The 16,932-nt window shown below is 60.7% G+C and carries 18 protein-coding genes; 10 read left to right on the top strand and 8 right to left on the bottom strand.

Translation table 11 applies throughout. The features are described 5' to 3' along the window. Positions 1 to 105 precede the first annotated feature (105 nt). Positions 106 to 1,317, bottom strand: coding sequence for an alanine transaminase (gene alaC / locus QYQ93_RS22665; protein WP_338475521.1), 1,212 nt, complete (start codon positions 1,315 to 1,317; stop codon positions 106 to 108). 197 nt (positions 1,318 to 1,514) lie between these two features. Here alaC and QYQ93_RS22660 point away from each other — a divergent pair, with 197 nt between their 5' ends. Next, positions 1,515 to 1,997, top strand: coding sequence for a GyrI-like domain-containing protein (locus QYQ93_RS22660; RefSeq protein ID WP_217881982.1), 483 nt, complete (start codon positions 1,515 to 1,517; stop codon positions 1,995 to 1,997). A 66-nt stretch (positions 1,998 to 2,063) separates the two neighbouring features. Here the strand turns inward: QYQ93_RS22660 and QYQ93_RS22655 are convergent, their stop codons facing one another. Continuing rightward, the gene (locus tag QYQ93_RS22655; RefSeq protein ID WP_338475520.1) at positions 2,064 to 2,555 is read right to left on the bottom strand and encodes a GNAT family N-acetyltransferase; all 492 of its coding nucleotides are present in this window, start codon (positions 2,553 to 2,555) and stop codon (positions 2,064 to 2,066) included. A 146-nt stretch (positions 2,556 to 2,701) separates the two neighbouring features. Here QYQ93_RS22655 and QYQ93_RS22650 point away from each other — a divergent pair, with 146 nt between their 5' ends. From QYQ93_RS22650 to QYQ93_RS22640, 3 genes are read left to right on the top strand one after another with little or no spacing between them, the layout of a single operon-like run. Further along, positions 2,702 to 3,121: a YybH family protein gene (locus tag QYQ93_RS22650; protein ID WP_043051286.1), complete on the top strand. Its 420-nt coding sequence runs from the start codon at positions 2,702 to 2,704 to the stop codon at positions 3,119 to 3,121. Positions 3,122 to 3,163: 42 nt separating this feature from the next. Continuing rightward, positions 3,164 to 3,511 (top strand): YciI family protein, encoded by a 348-nt coding sequence (locus QYQ93_RS22645; RefSeq protein WP_338475519.1) that lies wholly within the window; start codon positions 3,164 to 3,166, stop codon positions 3,509 to 3,511. After that, positions 3,511 to 4,737, top strand: a complete 1,227-nt coding sequence (locus tag QYQ93_RS22640; protein ID WP_338475518.1) for an RNA polymerase sigma factor — start codon at positions 3,511 to 3,513, stop codon at positions 4,735 to 4,737. Before QYQ93_RS22645 ends, QYQ93_RS22640 begins: the two co-directional genes overlap by 1 nt. A 123-nt stretch (positions 4,738 to 4,860) precedes the next feature. Here the strand turns inward: QYQ93_RS22640 and QYQ93_RS22635 are convergent, their stop codons facing one another. Beyond that, positions 4,861 to 5,715 carry a LysR family transcriptional regulator gene (locus QYQ93_RS22635; RefSeq protein ID WP_338475517.1) on the bottom strand — a complete coding sequence of 285 codons (855 nt, stop codon included), beginning with the start codon at positions 5,713 to 5,715 and terminating at the stop codon, positions 4,861 to 4,863. A gap of 88 nt (positions 5,716 to 5,803) precedes the next feature. On the opposite strand from QYQ93_RS22635, the gene QYQ93_RS22630 reads away from it, so the two are divergent. After that, positions 5,804 to 6,241 (top strand): multidrug/biocide efflux PACE transporter, encoded by a 438-nt coding sequence (locus QYQ93_RS22630; RefSeq protein ID WP_338475516.1) that lies wholly within the window; start codon positions 5,804 to 5,806, stop codon positions 6,239 to 6,241. A 56-nt stretch (positions 6,242 to 6,297) separates the two neighbouring features. Here the strand turns inward: QYQ93_RS22630 and QYQ93_RS22625 are convergent, their stop codons facing one another. Continuing rightward, positions 6,298 to 7,203 (bottom strand): LysR family transcriptional regulator, encoded by a 906-nt coding sequence (locus QYQ93_RS22625; RefSeq protein WP_043051291.1) that lies wholly within the window; start codon positions 7,201 to 7,203, stop codon positions 6,298 to 6,300. Positions 7,204 to 7,312: 109 nt separating this feature from the next. Between QYQ93_RS22625 and QYQ93_RS22620 the strand changes: the two genes are divergently transcribed. Then, positions 7,313 to 8,164, top strand: coding sequence for an NmrA family NAD(P)-binding protein (locus tag QYQ93_RS22620; RefSeq protein ID WP_338475515.1), 852 nt, complete (start codon positions 7,313 to 7,315; stop codon positions 8,162 to 8,164). A gap of 3 nt (positions 8,165 to 8,167) precedes the next feature. Here the strand turns inward: QYQ93_RS22620 and QYQ93_RS22615 are convergent, their stop codons facing one another. Then, entirely contained in the window at positions 8,168 to 8,926 is a 759-nt protein-coding gene (locus QYQ93_RS22615) for an SDR family NAD(P)-dependent oxidoreductase (protein ID WP_043051293.1), read from the bottom strand. Between the two features lie 106 nt (positions 8,927 to 9,032). On the opposite strand from QYQ93_RS22615, the gene QYQ93_RS22610 reads away from it, so the two are divergent. Further along, positions 9,033 to 9,929: a LysR family transcriptional regulator gene (locus tag QYQ93_RS22610; protein ID WP_043051294.1), complete on the top strand. Its 897-nt coding sequence runs from the start codon at positions 9,033 to 9,035 to the stop codon at positions 9,927 to 9,929. Here the strand turns inward: QYQ93_RS22610 and QYQ93_RS22605 are convergent. Beyond that, positions 9,926 to 10,843 carry a LysR family transcriptional regulator gene (locus QYQ93_RS22605; protein ID WP_043051295.1) on the bottom strand — a complete coding sequence of 306 codons (918 nt, stop codon included), beginning with the start codon at positions 10,841 to 10,843 and terminating at the stop codon, positions 9,926 to 9,928. The genes QYQ93_RS22610 and QYQ93_RS22605 overlap by 4 nt on opposite strands. Before the next feature lie 247 nt (positions 10,844 to 11,090). Here QYQ93_RS22605 and QYQ93_RS22600 point away from each other — a divergent pair, with 247 nt between their 5' ends. The 3 genes from QYQ93_RS22600 to QYQ93_RS22590 are packed head-to-tail and all read left to right on the top strand — an operon-like array spanning position 11,091 to position 13,755. Further along, positions 11,091 to 11,849 (top strand): 5-oxoprolinase subunit PxpA, encoded by a 759-nt coding sequence (locus QYQ93_RS22600; protein WP_043051296.1) that lies wholly within the window; start codon positions 11,091 to 11,093, stop codon positions 11,847 to 11,849. Positions 11,850 to 11,905: 56 nt separating this feature from the next. Continuing rightward, positions 11,906 to 12,784, top strand: a complete 879-nt coding sequence (locus QYQ93_RS22595; protein ID WP_043051297.1) for a 5-oxoprolinase subunit B family protein — start codon at positions 11,906 to 11,908, stop codon at positions 12,782 to 12,784. Then, the gene (locus tag QYQ93_RS22590) at positions 12,781 to 13,755 is read left to right on the top strand and encodes a biotin-dependent carboxyltransferase family protein (protein WP_338475514.1); all 975 of its coding nucleotides are present in this window, start codon (positions 12,781 to 12,783) and stop codon (positions 13,753 to 13,755) included. Before QYQ93_RS22595 ends, QYQ93_RS22590 begins: the two co-directional genes overlap by 4 nt. 170 nt (positions 13,756 to 13,925) lie before the next feature. Here QYQ93_RS22590 and QYQ93_RS22585 read toward each other — a convergent pair whose 3' ends face one another. Both QYQ93_RS22585 and QYQ93_RS22580 read right to left on the bottom strand, forming a co-directional pair. Then, positions 13,926 to 15,539, bottom strand: a complete 1,614-nt coding sequence (locus QYQ93_RS22585; protein WP_043051299.1) for an inorganic phosphate transporter — start codon at positions 15,537 to 15,539, stop codon at positions 13,926 to 13,928. Positions 15,540 to 15,771: 232 nt separating this feature from the next. Then, positions 15,772 to 16,794, bottom strand: a complete 1,023-nt coding sequence (locus QYQ93_RS22580; RefSeq protein WP_032879801.1) for a transporter — start codon at positions 16,792 to 16,794, stop codon at positions 15,772 to 15,774. Positions 16,795 to 16,932: the final 138 nt, after the last annotated feature.

Genomic DNA, 16,932 nt, shown 5'->3' with positions numbered 1-16,932 from the left:
TGGGAGGGGGCTTGCTCCCGATGGCGGTGGATCAGTCACTCAATTCAGTGACTGACACTCTGCTATCGGGAGCAAGCCCCCTCTCACATTTTGACCAGGTCAGGCTCAGGCTTTTGTGACCAGCCCATCGGCCCTGAACATCCCGCGAATCCCTCGCACCGCCTGACGAATCCGGTCCTGGTTTTCGATCAGCGCAAAGCGCACGTGATCATCGCCATACTCGCCAAAGCCAATCCCAGGCGATACACACACCTTCGCTTCCAGCAGCAGTTTCTTGGCAAATTCCAGCGAGCCCATGGCGGCGTACTGCTCGGGGATTTTCGCCCAGACGTACATCGACGCCTTCGGGTTCTCCACCATCCAGCCCAGCTCATGCAGGCCCTTGACCAGCACATTGCGGCGTTGGCGGTACTGCTCGGCGATGTCCTTGACGCACTGCTGGTCGCCTTCCAGCGCGGCAATGGCGGCCACTTGCAGCGGGGTAAAGGTGCCGTAGTCGTGGTAGCTCTTGATCCGTGCCAGGGCGTTGACCAGTTCCGGGTTGCCCACCATGAAACCGATGCGCCAGCCGGCCATGTTGTAGCTCTTGGACAGGGTGAAAAACTCCACCGCGATATCCTTGGCACCCGGCACTTGCATGATCGAGGGGGCTTTCCAGCCGTCGTAGACGATGTCGGCGTAGGCCAGGTCGTGAACCACCAGCACGTCGTATTGCTTGGCCAGGGCGATGACCCGTTCGAAGAAATCCAGCTCCACGCACTGTGCGGTGGGGTTGGAGGGGAAGCCGAGGATCATCATTTTTGGCTTGGGGATCGAGCCGCGAATCGCCCGTTCCAGTTCAGCGAAGAAGTCCACGCCGGGCACCAGCGGTACCGAACGTACCTGGGCGCCGGCAATTACCGCACCGTAGATATGAATCGGGTAGCTGGGGTTGGGCACCAGCACGGTGTCGCCCTGGTCCAGGGTGGCCAGCATCAGGTGCGCCAGGCCCTCTTTGGAACCGATGGTGACGATGGCTTCCGACTCGGGGTCGATATCCACTTCATAGCGGTCCTTGTACCAGCGCGAAATCGCCCGGCGCAGGCGTGGGATGCCTTTGGAAGTGGAGTAGCCGTGGGTGTCGTCACGCTGGGCGACGGTGACCATTTTCTCCACGATGTGCGGTGGCGTGGCGCCGTCTGGGTTACCCATGCTCAAGTCGATGATGTCTTCGCCGCGCCGGCGCGCAGCCATCTTCAGCTCGGCAGTGATATTGAAAACGTAAGGGGGGAGTCGATCTATGCGCGCAAAGCGGCGCGGCGAACCTTGTTCGGCCATTGTTGCCTCGAGAGTACGTAAGCGCCCGGAACCGTCCGAGCGACGTCGGCCACTGCGGTGGCCTGCGGGGCAGACAATACGGGCGATGATGGCGCGTTGTCCAGATGGTGTGGGAAAAATTTGTACATGGAGCGCGGCACGGATATGCCCCTATACTCGATGCGGGTTTGTTCCCTCATAAGAAGGAGACTGTTCGTATGGATCAGCAGACAAAACAATCGTTGGAGCCACGCATGGAAGCCGGCAAAGCCCTGGTGATCGCCGGTGTACAGGGGCGTTATTCGAAGGCCACCGTGGGCGATATCCCCAAGTTATGGGAGTTGTTTGACACGTGCGTCAAAGACATCAAGAAACGCATCGGCGGCGTGACCTACGGGGTTTGCCACAACCCTCACCACGGCGAGTTTGATTACATGGCCGGGGTAGAAGTCCCAGGCAAAGGGGATGTGCCGAGCAACTTCGAGTTCATCGAAATCCCGCCGCTCAACTATGCCGTATTCCCACATTACGGGCCGGTGCAGGCGCTTGAACAAACCTACGAGCGCATCATGTTCGAGTGGCTGCCGCACTCGGGCTATAAGGTGATGGGTGCGGATTTCGAGCGCTATAGCGCAGATTTTGACGGCAGGAAGGGCACGGGGACGGTGGAGATCTGGTTGCCGGTTGGAGAGAGAGGCTGAGGTTGCACCCGATGTCACGTAAATACGACATGCACCCGTGAAAGTCATGTTTACGTGACATTGCCGTTATGGATTGAACCGCCAGCACAGCCGGCGCTCATAGCCAACCCGCCCTTTGTACGCCTCACCGCTGTCCACCCATCCAGCCCCCAGATACAACCCCATCGCCGCCAGGTTATGCGTGTCCACTGACAGCTCCAGCCCTTTGATCTGCGGCCATGCCTCAAGCGCCATGGCTGGCAACGCCCGCAAACACTCCTTGCCGAAGCCACGTCCCTGCTGATACCGATCCACCTGCAACGCATGCAGCGTGGCACTGTGTTCATTGGCCCAATGGGGCAGGGCGGGTGGGCGCTTGAGCAGGAGGAAGGCCACGGGAATGTCGTCGGCCAACAGCGCAAAACCTTTGACGCCAGGGCTCGGATTGACCAGCAGCGTATTGAGGGCGCAATACATATCGCCGGAAAACGGCAGTTGTTCAGGATGAACTTCGATGGCGCCGACTTGCTGTTGTTGCATAGCATTCAGCGCCTCATAGGCAACAAGGCGGGTTTGCATCGGATTATCCGAACGGCTGCAAAAAGAGGGCTGCAGTCTATCGGGTTTGTGGTGGAGGAAATTATTTTTCCATGGCCTGTCGATTTGCTCAAAGGCCATTCGACTAAGGGTGTCTTCCGTGATTTTACAACCCAGGAGTCATCGCCATGAGCACTGCAATCAACACCCTGATCGAGCAATGGAAACAAGCCGTGGTATCCCAGGATATCGATAAGATTGTCAGCTTTTACGCCGACGATATCGTCGCGTTCGATGCGGTTGGCGCGCTGCAATTCAAGGGCAGGGAGGCCTATCGTGCACACTGGAAGGCGTGCATGGAACATTGCCCGGGCCCAGGCGTTTTCGAGTTTCATGAGTTGCGCATCAACCAGGCCCAGGACAGCGCCTTCGCCCACTGGCTCGCGCACTGCGGTGGCACCGGTCCGGATGGTGTACTTAAGACCTGCTGGATGCGCGTTACCGCCGCTTACCAGCGCATCGATGGCCAATGGAAGGTGGTGCATGAACACTGGTCGGCGCCGTTCGATATGCAAAGCGGCACGGCGCTGTTCGACCTGAAACCTTGAGCACTGCGAACTATAGTCAGGAGACCGAAAACGGAGAACATCATGAAATACCTGTGCCTGATCTACAGCGACGAACAGCTGTTGCACACCTCGCCCGACAGCCCCAAGGACCCGGAGTGTCTTGCCTACGCCGAGGCCATCCAGGCCAGCGGACGCATGCTGGCCGCCGAGCCGCTGCAGCCGGTCAATACTGCCACCACCGTGCGCATGCGCAATGGCAAGGTGTCGATCACCGACGGGCCATTTGCCGAAACCAAGGAGCAGCTCGCCGGCTTCTACCTGATCGAAGCCAGTGACCTCAATGAAGCGTTACAGGTGGCCGGCGGCATTCCAGCGGCCCGGGTCGGCAGTGTGGAAGTACGCCCCGTACGTGAATTGAACCTAGCTTAATGACGCTCAATGGCCAGGTCGAAGCGGTTTACCGCAGCGAGTCACGGCGTGTGCTTGCGACGCTGATTCGTGTGCTGGGTGATTTCGACCTGGCCGAGGAGGCGCTGCACGAGGCATTTTTCGTCGCCGTGCAACGCTGGCCCGAGGACGGTGTGCCGGATAATCCACGGGCCTGGCTGGTATCAACCGGTCGCTTCAAAGCCATCGACCGTCTACGTCGCCAGGCGCGGTTTACCCCGTTTCTGCAAGAGCAGGCCGACACACTGGAAGCGGCGCAGTGGAGTGATGAAGACGTGGAAGACGACCGCCTGCGCCTGATCTTCACCTGCTGCCACCCGGCGCTGGCGCCCGACGCCCAGGCGGCGCTGACCTTGCGCGAGATCTGCGACCTGAGTACCGAGGCCATTGCCCACGCTTTTCTCGTCACACCCACCACCATCGCCCAGCGCATCGTGCGTGCCAAGGGCAAGATCCGTGAAGCGAAAATCCCCTATCAAGTGCCGTCTCGTGCCGAGTTACCCGAGCGCCTGGACAGCGTGCTGCGGGTGATTTATTTGGTGTTCAACGAAGGCTACTCGGCTTCCACAGGCACCGATCTCACCCGTGAAGACCTGACCGCGGAGGCCATTCGCCTTGGCCGCTTGCTGATGGAGTTGCTACCGGAGCCGGAAGTCATGGGCTTGCTGGCGTTGATGCTGCTGCACGAGTCGCGCCGCCCGGCACGCACCTCGGCCAGCGGTGAATTGGTGCTGCTGGATGCTCAGGACCGTGGGCTGTGGGACAGGTCCTTGATGGCCGAAGGCTGTGCACTGGTGGAGCAGGCGCTGACCACGCGACGCTTCGGGCCATATTGCCTGCAAGCAGCGATTGCGGCGGTGCACGCCGAGGCGCCGAGTGCCGAGGAGACTGATTGGCGGCAGATTGTCGGGCTTTACGATGTATTGCTCAGGGCCATGCCATCGCCGGTGGTTGAGTTGAACCGTGCGGTAGCGGTGGCGATGGAACAGGGACCGACGGCTGGACTGACGTTGGTGGACAGCATTTTGCAACGTGGTGAACTGCAGGATTACCACTTGGCACATTCGGCGCGTGGGGAGTTCTGCCGGCAGTTGGGTCGGGTTGAAGAGGCGCGTGCAGCTTACGAAAAAGCCCTGTCCCTGACCCAGCAAGTCCCGGAAAAACGCTTCCTGGAGCGACGCCTGACCGAACTCCCCCCCAGACAATGAAGCTCCAGATGTGGGAGGGGGCTTGCTCCCGATTGCGGTGTGTCAGGTAAAGATTAGCTGACTGACACTCAGCTATCGGGAGCAAGCCCCCTCCCACATTTTGACCTCATTGTTCTCACTGGCTCATTCGAGCATCTGCCCCAGCAACCAACTCCCCGCTGGCCCCGGCGGATGCTGGCGCGACCACAACGCATCCACCGTCACCGAGCGTGGCCAGCCACGCACCCTCAGCTCCTGCAGGCTGCCATTGCCGAAACGTTCCACCAGCCAGCGTGGCAGGGGCGCCCAGCCGAAACCCAACTGCGCCATTTCCATCAGCATCAGGTAACTGGCTGCCGACCAGACCCGCCCTGCAGCACGATTATCATAGGGTTTGACGATGCTCGCCAGGCGCAACTCCCGATGCTGTTTCAATGCCTGCTGGTCCACTTTTTCCAGCTTGGCCAAGGCATGTTGCGGCGATACGAACAGGGCTGTTTCGGTGCGTTCCTCGACCGGTGAATGGGTCAAGTCCGGCGGGTACTCATCCTGCTGCTCGATAAATGCGATTTGCGCCCGGCCACTTTGTACAAGGTCGACCAGGTCATCGCACTCGGCAATCAGCCATTCCAGTTCCAGTTCCGGATAACGTTCGGCAAAAGCGATGATGGTGGTTTCGAAGCGCTGCGACTGATAGGTGTCCGACATGGCGACGGTCAGCCGCGGTTCCAGCCCGCTGGACAACTGGCTCGCCGTCAATTCAAGGCGGCTGCTGGCCTCCAGCACCTGCTCGGCGCGTTGCAGCAGTACATGGCCTGCCGGGGTCAAGGTCGGTTTGCGGCTGCTGCGGTCAAACAGCACTACATCCAAGTCAATCTCAAGGCTGGCCACCGCCGCGCTGACGGTGGACTGGCTCTTGCCCAGCTTGCGCGCCGCGGCGGAAAACGAACCTTGGGTAGCGGCCTGAACGAACGCCTGGAGCACTTCATGGGAGGCCATGACTATCGCCCTGATCGATGGTTATTGGTTATGAAGTATCGAGACAAAGCTTGAACATGGCAATCCTCGACACTCACGGAGCCGGGTCATGACCCCTACCAAATCCATTACTGAACGTGTTTTACAAGCCCTTGGGTTCGAAGGGCTGGCCTTGTTGATCTGTACGCCGTTGCTGATGTGGGTCACCGGCAGGCCGGCGCTGGAGATGGGCGCCGTAACCTTGGGCATCAGCCTGCTGGCCTTGGGCTGGAACGTTATCTTCAACAGCCTGTTCGACCGCTTCAAAACACGCCTGCAACTGGTCAATGGCGGTTGGACCCGGGTGCTGCACGCGCTGCTGTTCGAAGGCGGCCTGATTCTGATGGCGGTGCCGTTGATTGCCGCCTTGATGAAGATCAGCCTGCTGGAGGCGTTCATCCTCGACATCGGCGTGCTGTTGTTCTTCCTGCCGTATACCTATGTGTATCACTGGGGTTATGACGTACTGCGCGACAGAATCCTGCGACGCCGTGTCTTGGTTTTGTAGTAGCCCGCTGGCTGGCGATGGCGATTCTCAGGTGGCTATCGCTGGCAAGCCAGCGGCTATAGAGGCAGTCGTGAGGCCACGAAGTCGAGAAAGGCGCGGACCTTCGCGGCGGGTAGATGCCGCGAGGGGTAATAGGCGTACAAGGGAAAACGCTCATCCGGCCAATCCGCAAACAATTCCACCAGGCTGCCGGCCTTGAGCGCAGGTCCCAGGCCCAGGTCGAGCATCTGCGCGACCGCATGCCCATGCTCGCACACGCTATACAGGGTGCCGGCATCGTTGACCACTAGGCGATTATCGGTACGCACGACCAATTGCTCGCCGGGCCGGTGGAATTCCCAGGCAAACGGGCGACCGGTTTGTGAGTCGCGAAAGTCCAGGCATATATGGCCGTTCTCCAAGTCCTGGGGGGTGCGCGGCCGACCATAGCGCGCAAGGTAAGCAGGCGAGGCCAGGGTGAGCACGCGTACTTCCATCAACTTACGCGCGATCAGCGAAGAGGACTGCGCAATGCCGAAGCGGATCGCCAGGTCGAAGCCGTCGGCCACCAAGTCGCCCAGTTGGTCGCGAGTGTGCAGATCCAGTTGCAATTGTGGATGTTGTGCCATGAATTCACCCAGCACCGGGCCCAACACCAACCGTGAGAAGTAGGGGTCGATATTGACCCGCAGGCGCCCGCGCACCGTGACTGCACTGTCGGCCGCCGAGTTGGCAGCTTCTTCGAGCCCGGCCAATAGCGGGGCGATTTGTTGGTAGAAGCGTCGACCTTCGTCGGTTAATTGCACCGAACGCGTAGTCCGGTCAAACAGGCGGATGCCCAAGCGTCTTTCCAGGCGTGAAATCCCACGGCTGACACCCGAGGGCGTCATGTCAAGGCTGTCGGCGGCACGAGCGAAGCTGCCGCTGTCGACCACCGCTGCCAATATCCCCATACCGCCAGCCAGGCTCGGATCAAAGCTCATTGATGATTTTCCGTCATGTATGCGATGACACTGATGCTATCGAAGAAACCCAAGCCGGTGCAGGATACTTCGGTCGCGACATGCGTCGCCTACCGACGAGAGAACACTTATGTATGCAATTACAGGTATTACCGGGCAAGTGGGCGGCGCCGTCGCGCGGGCATTGCTCGCCGCCGGCCAGCCAGTGCGCGCCGTGGTGCGCAGTGTCGATAAGGGCGTTGCTTGGGCTGCCCGGGGTTGTGCCGTGGCGCTGGCGCAAGTGGATGACGTCCAGGCCATGGCCGAAGCGTTTGCCGGTGCAGAGGGGGTGTTTATTATGCTGCCCTCCAATTTCGATCCTTCACCTGGCTTTCCGGAAACCCGCCAGGCAGTGGAAAACATTCGCCAGGCCCTGGCGAGCGCACGCCCTGGCAAGGTGGTGTGCCTATCCACTATCGGTGCCCAGGCTGTGCAGCCGAACCTGCTCAACCAGCTACGGCTACTGGAGGAAGCTGTCGGCAGCCTGGATTTGCCGGTGACGTTCCTGCGTCCCGGCTGGTTCATGGAGAATGCCTTATGGGATGTACCCTCGGCTGTTGAAGGGTGTATCTCAAGCTTCCTGCAGCCGTTGGACAAGCCGGTTCCGATGATCGCCACGGCGGACGTGGGACGCGTGGCTGCCGAGTTGCTGCTGGGCTCCGGCCCGCGCGTCGTGGAACTGGAAGCTGCGCAGCGGATTACTCCGAATGAACTGGCCGCAGGCTTTGCCCGCGTGCTCGGCAAACCGGTCACCGTCGAGCGGGTCGCCCAGGATACCTGGCACGCGTTATTCACTAGCCAGGGCATGCGCAATCCGCTGCCGCGGATCCAGATGATCAACGGCTTCAACGAAGGCTGGATCGAATTTGAAGGCATCCCGCGCAAAGGTCAGATCGACCTGGACACGGTATTGCGCGAGCTGGTACGACGCAGCGGCGTTTGAGCTTTACAAGAACATCCCCCCCGACGCTTCGATCCGCTGGCCGGTGATCCAGTTGCTGCCATCGGCCAGCAAGCTCGAAATCGCTCCACCAATATCGTCCGGCAAGCCGACACGGCCCAGGGCGGTATTGTTGGCGACCATCGCATTCACATCGGTGTTATCGCGCACGGCGCCGCCGCCGAAGTCGGTGGCAATCGCGCCCGGTGCCAGGGTGTTCACGGTGATACCGCGTGGGCCCAGCTCCTTGGCCTGGTAGCGCGACAGCACTTCAATGGCACCCTTCATCGACGCGTACGCGGCATAGCCTGGCAGGCTGAACCGCGCCAGGCCGCTGGAAATATTGATGATGCGCCCACCGTCGCTGATCAACGGCAGCAGTTTCTGCGTGAGGAAAAACGGTGCCTTCAAGTGGATCGCCACCAACTGGTCGAACTGTGCTTCGGTGGTCTCGGCAAAGCTGGCGTGGGCGCCGATCCCGGCGTTGTTGATCAGGAAGTTGAAGTGATCCTGGGCGAAAACCTCCTTGAGCAGTGCGCCAACCTGGCCTACGAACCCATCGAAGCTCGCGCTTTGGCTGACGTCCAGTTGCAGCATGGCGGCGCGACCACCCAATGCCTGTACTTGGGCAATTACCCCTTGGGCTTCGTCCGCTGCACTGTGGTAAGTGCCGATGATGTCTACGCCTTGCGCAGCCAGGTGCAGCGCGGCGCTTTTGCCCAGGCCGCGGCTGGCGCCGGTTATGAGTGCGATTTTACGGGTCATGGTGCAGTCCTCAGGTGGGGTCAGTGGGACTGAGTGTATTTGTCCGGTCATAACGTGATAAACAGGCTGAAATCGGAATCACTGGCCGGATAAGGCGAACAATCCCATGAACAAGCTTGAGTTACTGCGCACCTTCGTGCGCGTCACTGAATTGTCGAGTTTTACCCAGGCCGGCCAAAGCCTGGGCTTGCCGCGCTCTACAGTGTCTGAGCATGTGCAGGCGTTGGAGGAACTGCTCGGTGCGCGGCTGTTGCAACGCACCACGCGCAAGGTGCAGGCGACCCAGGATGGTCGTGTGTTGTACGAGCGCAGCAAGGATCTGCTGGCGCATATGGACGAACTGGAAGGTTTGTTCCGCCAGGACGAAGCCCAATTGGCCGGGCGCATACGGGTGGACATGCCCAATGTCATGGCGCGGGGTTTGATCCTGCCGAACTTGCCCACGTTCATGGCCCGCCATCCTCTTATCGACATGGAGATCAGCGGCTCGGATCGCCAGGTGGACCTGATCGCCGAAGGTTTCGACTGTGTCGTACGCGTCGGTGCCCAACCCGACCAAACCGTGGTGGCGCGACGGGTGTGCAGCATGCCGATGGTCAACTGCGTGAGCCCGGCGTATCTGCAACGTTATGGCGTGCCGCAGACCCTGGCTGACCTGGCGAATCACCAGTTGGTGCATTACGTACGTCCCCTGGGCGCACGCTCGGCAGGGTTTGAGTACCTGGTGGGCAACAAGGTGCAACGGTTGCCGATGGCAGGAAGGGTGACCGTCAACAGCACCGATGCGTATCAGTCAGCGTGCCTGGGTGGGTTTGGCATTACCCAGGTGCCCCAACTGGGGATCCGCGATCTATTGGCCAGTGGCGAGTTGGTGGCGGTGCTGCCGGATTACCAGGCACCGCCCTTGGATGTGTATTTACTGTATGCCGGCCAACGGCATTTGCCGCTGCGGGTACGGGTGTTCATGGACTGGTTGACCGAGACCCTGCTGACCCATCTTTAACGGCGCGCCGACAATTGCTGCGGCGCCAGGAACGCATCGTGGAAGTAATCGCGGAACGCCTGCATTGCCGGGGTGAATGCGCGCTCGCGGTGCCAGGCCAGGCCGACGCTCATGGGCGTTACCGGGTCAGTCACGGTCAGGGTCTCGATACGTTTGCCTTCCAGAGACCAGGGCCGGTGCACGAGGTCCGACAGGATGGCCACGCCGCTGCCATTGGCAACCATGCTGCGTACCGCCTCTACCGAGCTGGTGCGCAGGCGCACCTTGGGTGTTTGCCCAGCCTGTTCCCAATAGCGCATGGCGCTGTGTTCGGCCTCGTCGACGGTGAGCAGGATGTACGGCTCTTGCGCCACATCCGCCAGGCTCACGGCACCGCGTTCGCACAATGGGTGATGGCTGGGCAGCCACAGGCGGCGTTCGGAGTTGAACAGGATTTCAGAGACAATATCCGCGTGGGTGAGGTTGGCGGTGAGCACCACCGCCATGTCGAACTGGCCGTCGAGCAGGCCCTGTTCGATGGCCTGGCGTTCCTGCTCGAACACTTCGATGGTCACGTCCGGATGCCAATGTTCCATGCGCTGTAAATGGTGCGGCAGGAAATAACCCAACACTGTGTAGCTGGCTGCCACCTTCAATACGCCACTGGCGCGGTAGTCCGGCAATGGGCTGTTGAGGGCGTCATCCACGCTGCGCACAATCACATAGGCGCGGTTGAGAAAATGCCGTCCGGCGTCGGTGAGGCTCATGCCCTGGGCCGAGCGCACGAACAACTGCACGCCGAGCATGGCTTCCAACTCCTTGATCGCCGTGGTCACCGCCGACTGGGAAATGTTCAGGTGGATCGCCGCCTGGGAAATCTGGCCTATTTCCGCTGTGGCGACGAAATAGCGAACCTGGCGCAAGGTTAAAGACATATCGCACTCTGCTAATTGATCGCTCCTACGCTCTGCGTGGGAATGCCTGTTGTGACGCGCCGCGTTTCGGTCTTAAGCGGACGCAGAGCGTCCATGGCTGCATTCCCACGCAGAGCGTGGGAACGATCTGGGGTCGAGGATACAAAGCTATCTGATTTTCAGAAGATGGGGCATCTGATAATAGATCTTCCCAAGGGGTCAAGCCCCAGCCTACTTTCCTGGCATCACCTTTGGCGGAGCAACCTCGATGCGGGCAGTGGATTTCAATTCAGACATGGGCGAAGGCTTTGGCCCCTGGACCATCGGCGACGGCGTCGATGCAGAACTGATGGCCTATATCAGCTCGGCCAACATCGCCACCGGCTTTCACGCCGGCGACCCCGGCACCATGCGCCGCACCGTCGAGCGCGCCAAGCAACAGGGGGTGGCCATCGGCGCGCACCCGGGCTTTCGTGACCTGGTGGGTTTCGGCCGCCGGCATATCAATGCACCGGCCCAGGAACTGGTGGATGACATGCTCTACCAGCTCGGCGCCCTGCGCGAAATTGCTCGTGCCCAAGGCGTCCACTTGCAACATATCAAGCCCCATGGCGCGCTCTACATGCACCTGGCTCGCGATGAGGAAGCCGCACGGTTGCTGGTGCAGAACCTGCAGATCCTCGAGCCGACGCTGTTGCTGTACTGCATGCCCAACTCGGCGATCTGGCGCATTGCCAAGGAACTGGGGCAGCCGGTGGTACGCGAGTTCTATGCCGACCGTGAGTACGACCTGAGTGGCTCCATTGTCTTTACCCGCCAGGTTCGGACGCTGGATCCTGCCACTGTTGCAGCGCGTGTCCTGCGTGCCTGTCAAACCGGCCTTGTGCGTACCGTCGAAGGCGAAGACCTGGCGATCGAATTCGATTCCATCTGCCTGCACAGCGACACCCCCGGCGCCCTGGAACTGGTAGAGGCGACCCGTGAAGTCTTGGACCGTGCGGGCATCGACGTCAGGCCACCTCAATAAGAACGCCTCATCACTTTTTTGCCTGCCTTTCTACAATGATTCCAAGAGGAACAGACATGGCTGAAACGTCCCCCATCCGCTACAGCTTTGGCGCTGATGAACACCTGTTTGCCGAGGTCAGTGACAGCATGTCCCTGCAGGCCTTTTTCAAGGGCATGGCGGTAACCCGCGCCGTGGAGCGTATGGCACTGGAAGGCGTGCTGGATGTGTGCCTGGCCAATGCATCGTTCCAGATTCGTTTCGACCCTGACCGCATCGCGCCCCATGTGTTGCTCGACGCCGTGCAGAGCGCCGAAGCCCAGGCTGTAGCCGAGCGCACTTTGCATACGCGCATCATCGAAATTCCAGTGCTCTATAACGACCCCTGGACCCACGAAACCCTGATGCGCTTTCGTGACCGCCACCAAGACCCCAGCGGCACCGACCTGGAGTACGCCGCACGCATCAATGGCCTGGCCGACGTGGACGCGTTTATCGCTGCCCACAGTGGCGCACCGTGGTTTGTGTCGATGGTCGGCTTTGTCGCAGGCTTGCCGTTCATGTTCCAGATGGTTGAGCGCGAGCGGCAATTGCAAGTGCCCAAGTACCTGCGGCCACGCACCGACACGCCCAAGTTGACCCTGGGCCATGGCGGTTGCTTTGGCTGTATCTATTCGGTGCGCGGTGCGGGCGGCTACCAGATGTTTGGCGTCACCCCTGCACCGATCTACGACCCGGCCCAGCAACTGGCGTACCTCAAGGAACACATGGTGTTTTTCCGGCCCGGTGACATCGTGCAGTTCAAGCCGATGGACCGTGAGGCTTACGACCTGGCTGTCGCCGAGGTGGAAGCAGGGCGTTTCGATTTGCGCATCCGCCCGGTGGAGTTTTCCCTCGATGCGTTTCTTGCCGACCCCATCGGCTATCCGAAAACCCTGCAGGAGGCGCTGGCATGATCAAGGTCCTCAAACCCGGTCTCGCCACCTCAGTGCAGGACCTCGGCCGCGAAGGCTATTACCACCTGGGCATTCCGCCCTCGGGTGCGCTGGACCAGTACGCGCTGAGCGCGGCCAACCACCTGGTGGGTAACCCCGTGGGCGCGGCTGGCCTGGAATGCACGCTGATCGGGCCTGAGCTGGAGTTCGAGCAGGACGCATTGGTGGCCTTGAGCGGCGCCTTGATGTCGCCGCGCCTGGACGGTGAAGTGGTGCACCAGGACACCGCCTTCGCCGTGCGTGCCGGGCAGGTGCTGCGGTTCGAGTTTCCCAAGGCCGGCGCGCGTACTTACCTCGCCGTTGCCGGAGGCATCGATGTGCCGTTGGTGCTCGGCAGTCGCTCCACCTATACCCTTGGCGCACTCGGTGGGTTTCACGGGCGGCGCTTGCAGGAGGGTGATCAGTTGCCCATCGGCACGGCCAGCGGTAATGGACGTGCGGGTAACAGCTTGCCGATGGCGTTGCGTCGTTCGGTGGGCGGCGATGTGACCTTGCGCGTGGTGCCGGGCCTGTATTACGAGCGTTTGACCGACGGGGCGAAAAGCAGTTTTTTTGCCGAACCGTGGACGGTCGGCTCTGAGGCGGATCGCATTGGCTATCGCTTCAAGGGTGGCAGCGCGTTGAGTTTTCAACCGCGGGAGCAGCCCTTTGGCGCCGGCTCCGACCCATCGAACATCGTCGACAGTTGTTACCCGATTGGCTCGATTCAAGTGCCTGCCGGGCTTGAACCCATTGTGCTGCACCGCGATGCGGTGTCGGGCGGCGGCTACGCGATGATTGGCACGGTGATCAGCGCCGACCTGGACTCGATCGGGCAGATGCAGCCGAACCAGCGGGCAGGGTTTGTGGCGGTGACACTGGAGCAAGCGCTGGAGGCGCGGCGGGTCTACAAGAAGCGCTTGAAGGCCATGGCTGGACTCTTCACCCCCTGAAAAAACACAGAACCAAGGGGGGCACGCCCTACTACCTGTAGGAGCGAGCTTGCTCGCGAAAAACTCACAGTTGCCGTGTTCATTCAGAAAACACGCGTTATCGTTGGCGTTTTTCGCGAGCGAGCTCGCTCCTACAGAGAGCAAGCCCCCACATCTTGACCTTCTGTGTGTCAGAACAGTTGGGTGAACAGCCAGTAAAGGCTACCCGACAGCAAAATCGCCGCCGGCAAGGTCAGCACCCACGCCATCAGCAAATTGCGGATGGTCTTCATCTGCAAACCCCCGCCGTTGGCCACCATGGTCCCGGCCACACCGGAGGACAGTACATGGGTGGTCGATACCGGCAGCCCGAACATATCCGCCGCGCCGATGGTGAGCATCGCCACCGTCTCGGCTGATGCGCCCTGGGCGTAAGTCAGGTGGGTCTTGCCGATCTTCTCGCCCACCGTCACCACGATGCGCCGCCAGCCGACCATGGTGCCCAGGCCCAGGGCAATGGCCACGGCGATCTTCACCCACAGCGGGATAAAGCGCGTGGCGTTGTCGATCTGTTGCTTGAACAGTTGCAGCTTGCCTTGGGTATCAGCGTCGAAGTTGCCGACCTTGCCCTTGTCCATCAGGCGAATGGTTTCGCTGGTCAGGTACATGTCGTTACGCACGTTGCCGACGGCTTCGGCTGGTACGGCAGCGAGGGAGCCGTAGCTTTTCACTTCTTCGCCGATATGGCCGGTGATGGCGGCGAGGGCGGGTACCAGCTCCGGCGTGGCCTCCTTGGTGCGTACGTAGGTCGACAAGGTGGCGCGAGAGTCACCTGGTGCCGGCTGCGGTGCCGCTTTGACCAATGCAACCTGGGTAACTTCCGCGACTGCTGCGAATTGCAGCGACTGGTCGGCCGGCATGGTGCGGTTCAGCGCGTAGGCCATTGGCAAAGTGCCCACCAGAATCAGCATGATCAGGCCCATGCCTTTTTGCCCATCGTTGGAGCCGTGGGCGAACGACACACCGGTGCAGGTGGCGATCAACATGCCGCGAATCCACCAGGGCGGCGGCGTGTCGCCTTTGGGGGCCTTGTACAGCGCGCGGTTTTTCACGAAGGCGCGCAGGGCCAGCAACAGCAAGGCGGCAAATGCAAAGCCGATCAGCGGCGACAGCAGCAAGGCATAGCCGATCTTGATCGCCTGGCTCCAATCCACACCGCTGGTGCCGTCACGCCCGTGCATCAAGGCATTGGCCACGCCGACGCCGATGATCGAACCGATCAGGGTGTGGGACGACGAGGCCGGCAGCCCCAGCCACCAGGTGCCGAGGTTCCACAGGATCGCGGCGATCAGCAAGGCGAAGATCATCGCGAAACCGGCCGATGAACCCACCTGCAAAATCAGCTCCACCGGCAGCAGGGCAATGATGCCGAACGCCACCGCGCCACTGGACAGCAACACCCCGAGGAAATTGAAAAAGCCCGACCACACCACCGCAAACTGCGGCGGCAACGAGTTGGTGTAGATCACCGTCGCCACCGCATTGGCAGTGTCGTGGAAACCGTTGACGAACTCGAAACCCAGGGCGATCAACAGCGCTACGCCCAGCATCAGGAACGGCGTCCAAGTGGTGAGCTGGGCGCCCATTTCGTGCATGTCGTGCATCAGGCTGTAGGCGGTGAACAACAGGCCCATGGCAAGTACGGCGAAGAACATGATCACCGTCAACAAGCCTGGTTTTGTGTCCAGCCGGGGTTGGGAGGGGGGGGAAGCGTGGGGGGAGGCAGTCAGGGAAGGGGTGGCCATGCCGGAGCATCCAGTGTGAGGAGGATGGCCTTAATGATCATTGCAAAATGTTACAGCGATGCTGCGGCAGGTCAGTGTTTTAGGAAATCGACTGCACCGCCGGTCTACCAAACGCAGAAGAACCAATGTGGGAGGGGGCTTGCTCCCGATGGCGGAGTGTCAGTTAAAAATTATTGACTGACACTCCGCCATCGGGAGCAAGCCCCCTCCCACGTTTTGACCGCATTTCAGGTCAATAGTCTTTGCGTTTTCGGAAGGCCCATCGCCCGGCAATCAAAGTAAAGGTCGCGACCAGCGCTACCAATATCCAGAAGCCTTCCGGGTCCTGGGACAGCGGCACTCCACCCACGTTCATGCCAAAAAAACCGGCAATGATATTGATCGGCAACGCCAGCACCGTCACCACTGTGAGGGTGAACAGCGTGCGGTTGCTTTGCTCATTGAGGTTGGCGGCGATTTCTTCCTGCAACAGCTTGATGCGTTCGCCCAGGGCCGTCAGGTCGTTGATGATCAGCGCAAATTCCTCGGTGGATTTGCGCAACTCCTTCACGTCTTCCTTTTGCAGCCATTGCGGCGGGCGGTTGAGCAGGCGCAACAGCGAGCCCGGTTCGAGCGCCAGCAGGCGTTGCAGGCGTACCAGCACTCGGCGCGCGGCTCCGAGTTCGGCGCGGTTGGTGGACAGGCGCGAAGACAGCAACTGATCTTCGATATGGTCGACGCTGATACTGGTCTTGCGCACGATCTGGGTCAGCACTTCGCCTTGGTCCCGCAGCAGGTGCACCAGCAGTTCCAGGGGCGAGCGAAAGTGTTCACCGGCTTTCACCGACGAGCGCAATTTATCCACCGAATGCAACGGTTGCAGGCGCGCACTGATCAGCAAGCGGCTGCGGGCACACACCCACAGCGTGGAAATATCCGACGAGACCATGCTGCTGAAGTTGAACACCACGTCGTTGACCACGGCCAGCAAAGCTGAATCCACATGTTCAATCCGCGTGGAGCGCGAGCCTTCATGCAGGGCTTCGAAAAACTCCTCTGGCAGCGACAGGTGCGCCTGCATCCAGCGCTCGCAGGCGGCGTGGGCCAGGTTCAGGTGCAGCCACAGGAATTCTTCCGGGTCTTGCGGCTGCTGCAAGGCGGCGAGGGCGGTGGCTGAGTCAATCTGCTGACCTTTTTCGCCTGGGCGAAAACGGAAACCGTAAAGCAGGCCAAACAGGTCAGGATCCTGATGGGCGTGGTCGATGCTGTGGTTCATGGCGGCTCGCAGAGAAAGGGCCTGTAGGACGTTTCACAGGCACTCAGGCAAGAATCATTGCAAGGCGGGATGACGGTTATGTGACGGTTTCGTACTGCGCAAAAAAAACGCGCCACCCGAAGGTGGCGCGTGTGTTTT

Origin of the sequence: Pseudomonas khavaziana, assembly GCF_036704165.1 — a bacterium.
Taxonomy (GTDB): domain Bacteria; phylum Pseudomonadota; class Gammaproteobacteria; order Pseudomonadales; family Pseudomonadaceae; genus Aquipseudomonas; species Aquipseudomonas khavaziana.
Note: the sequence above shows the minus strand (reverse complement) of the source record. Positions and strands in the feature narration are given on the sequence as shown.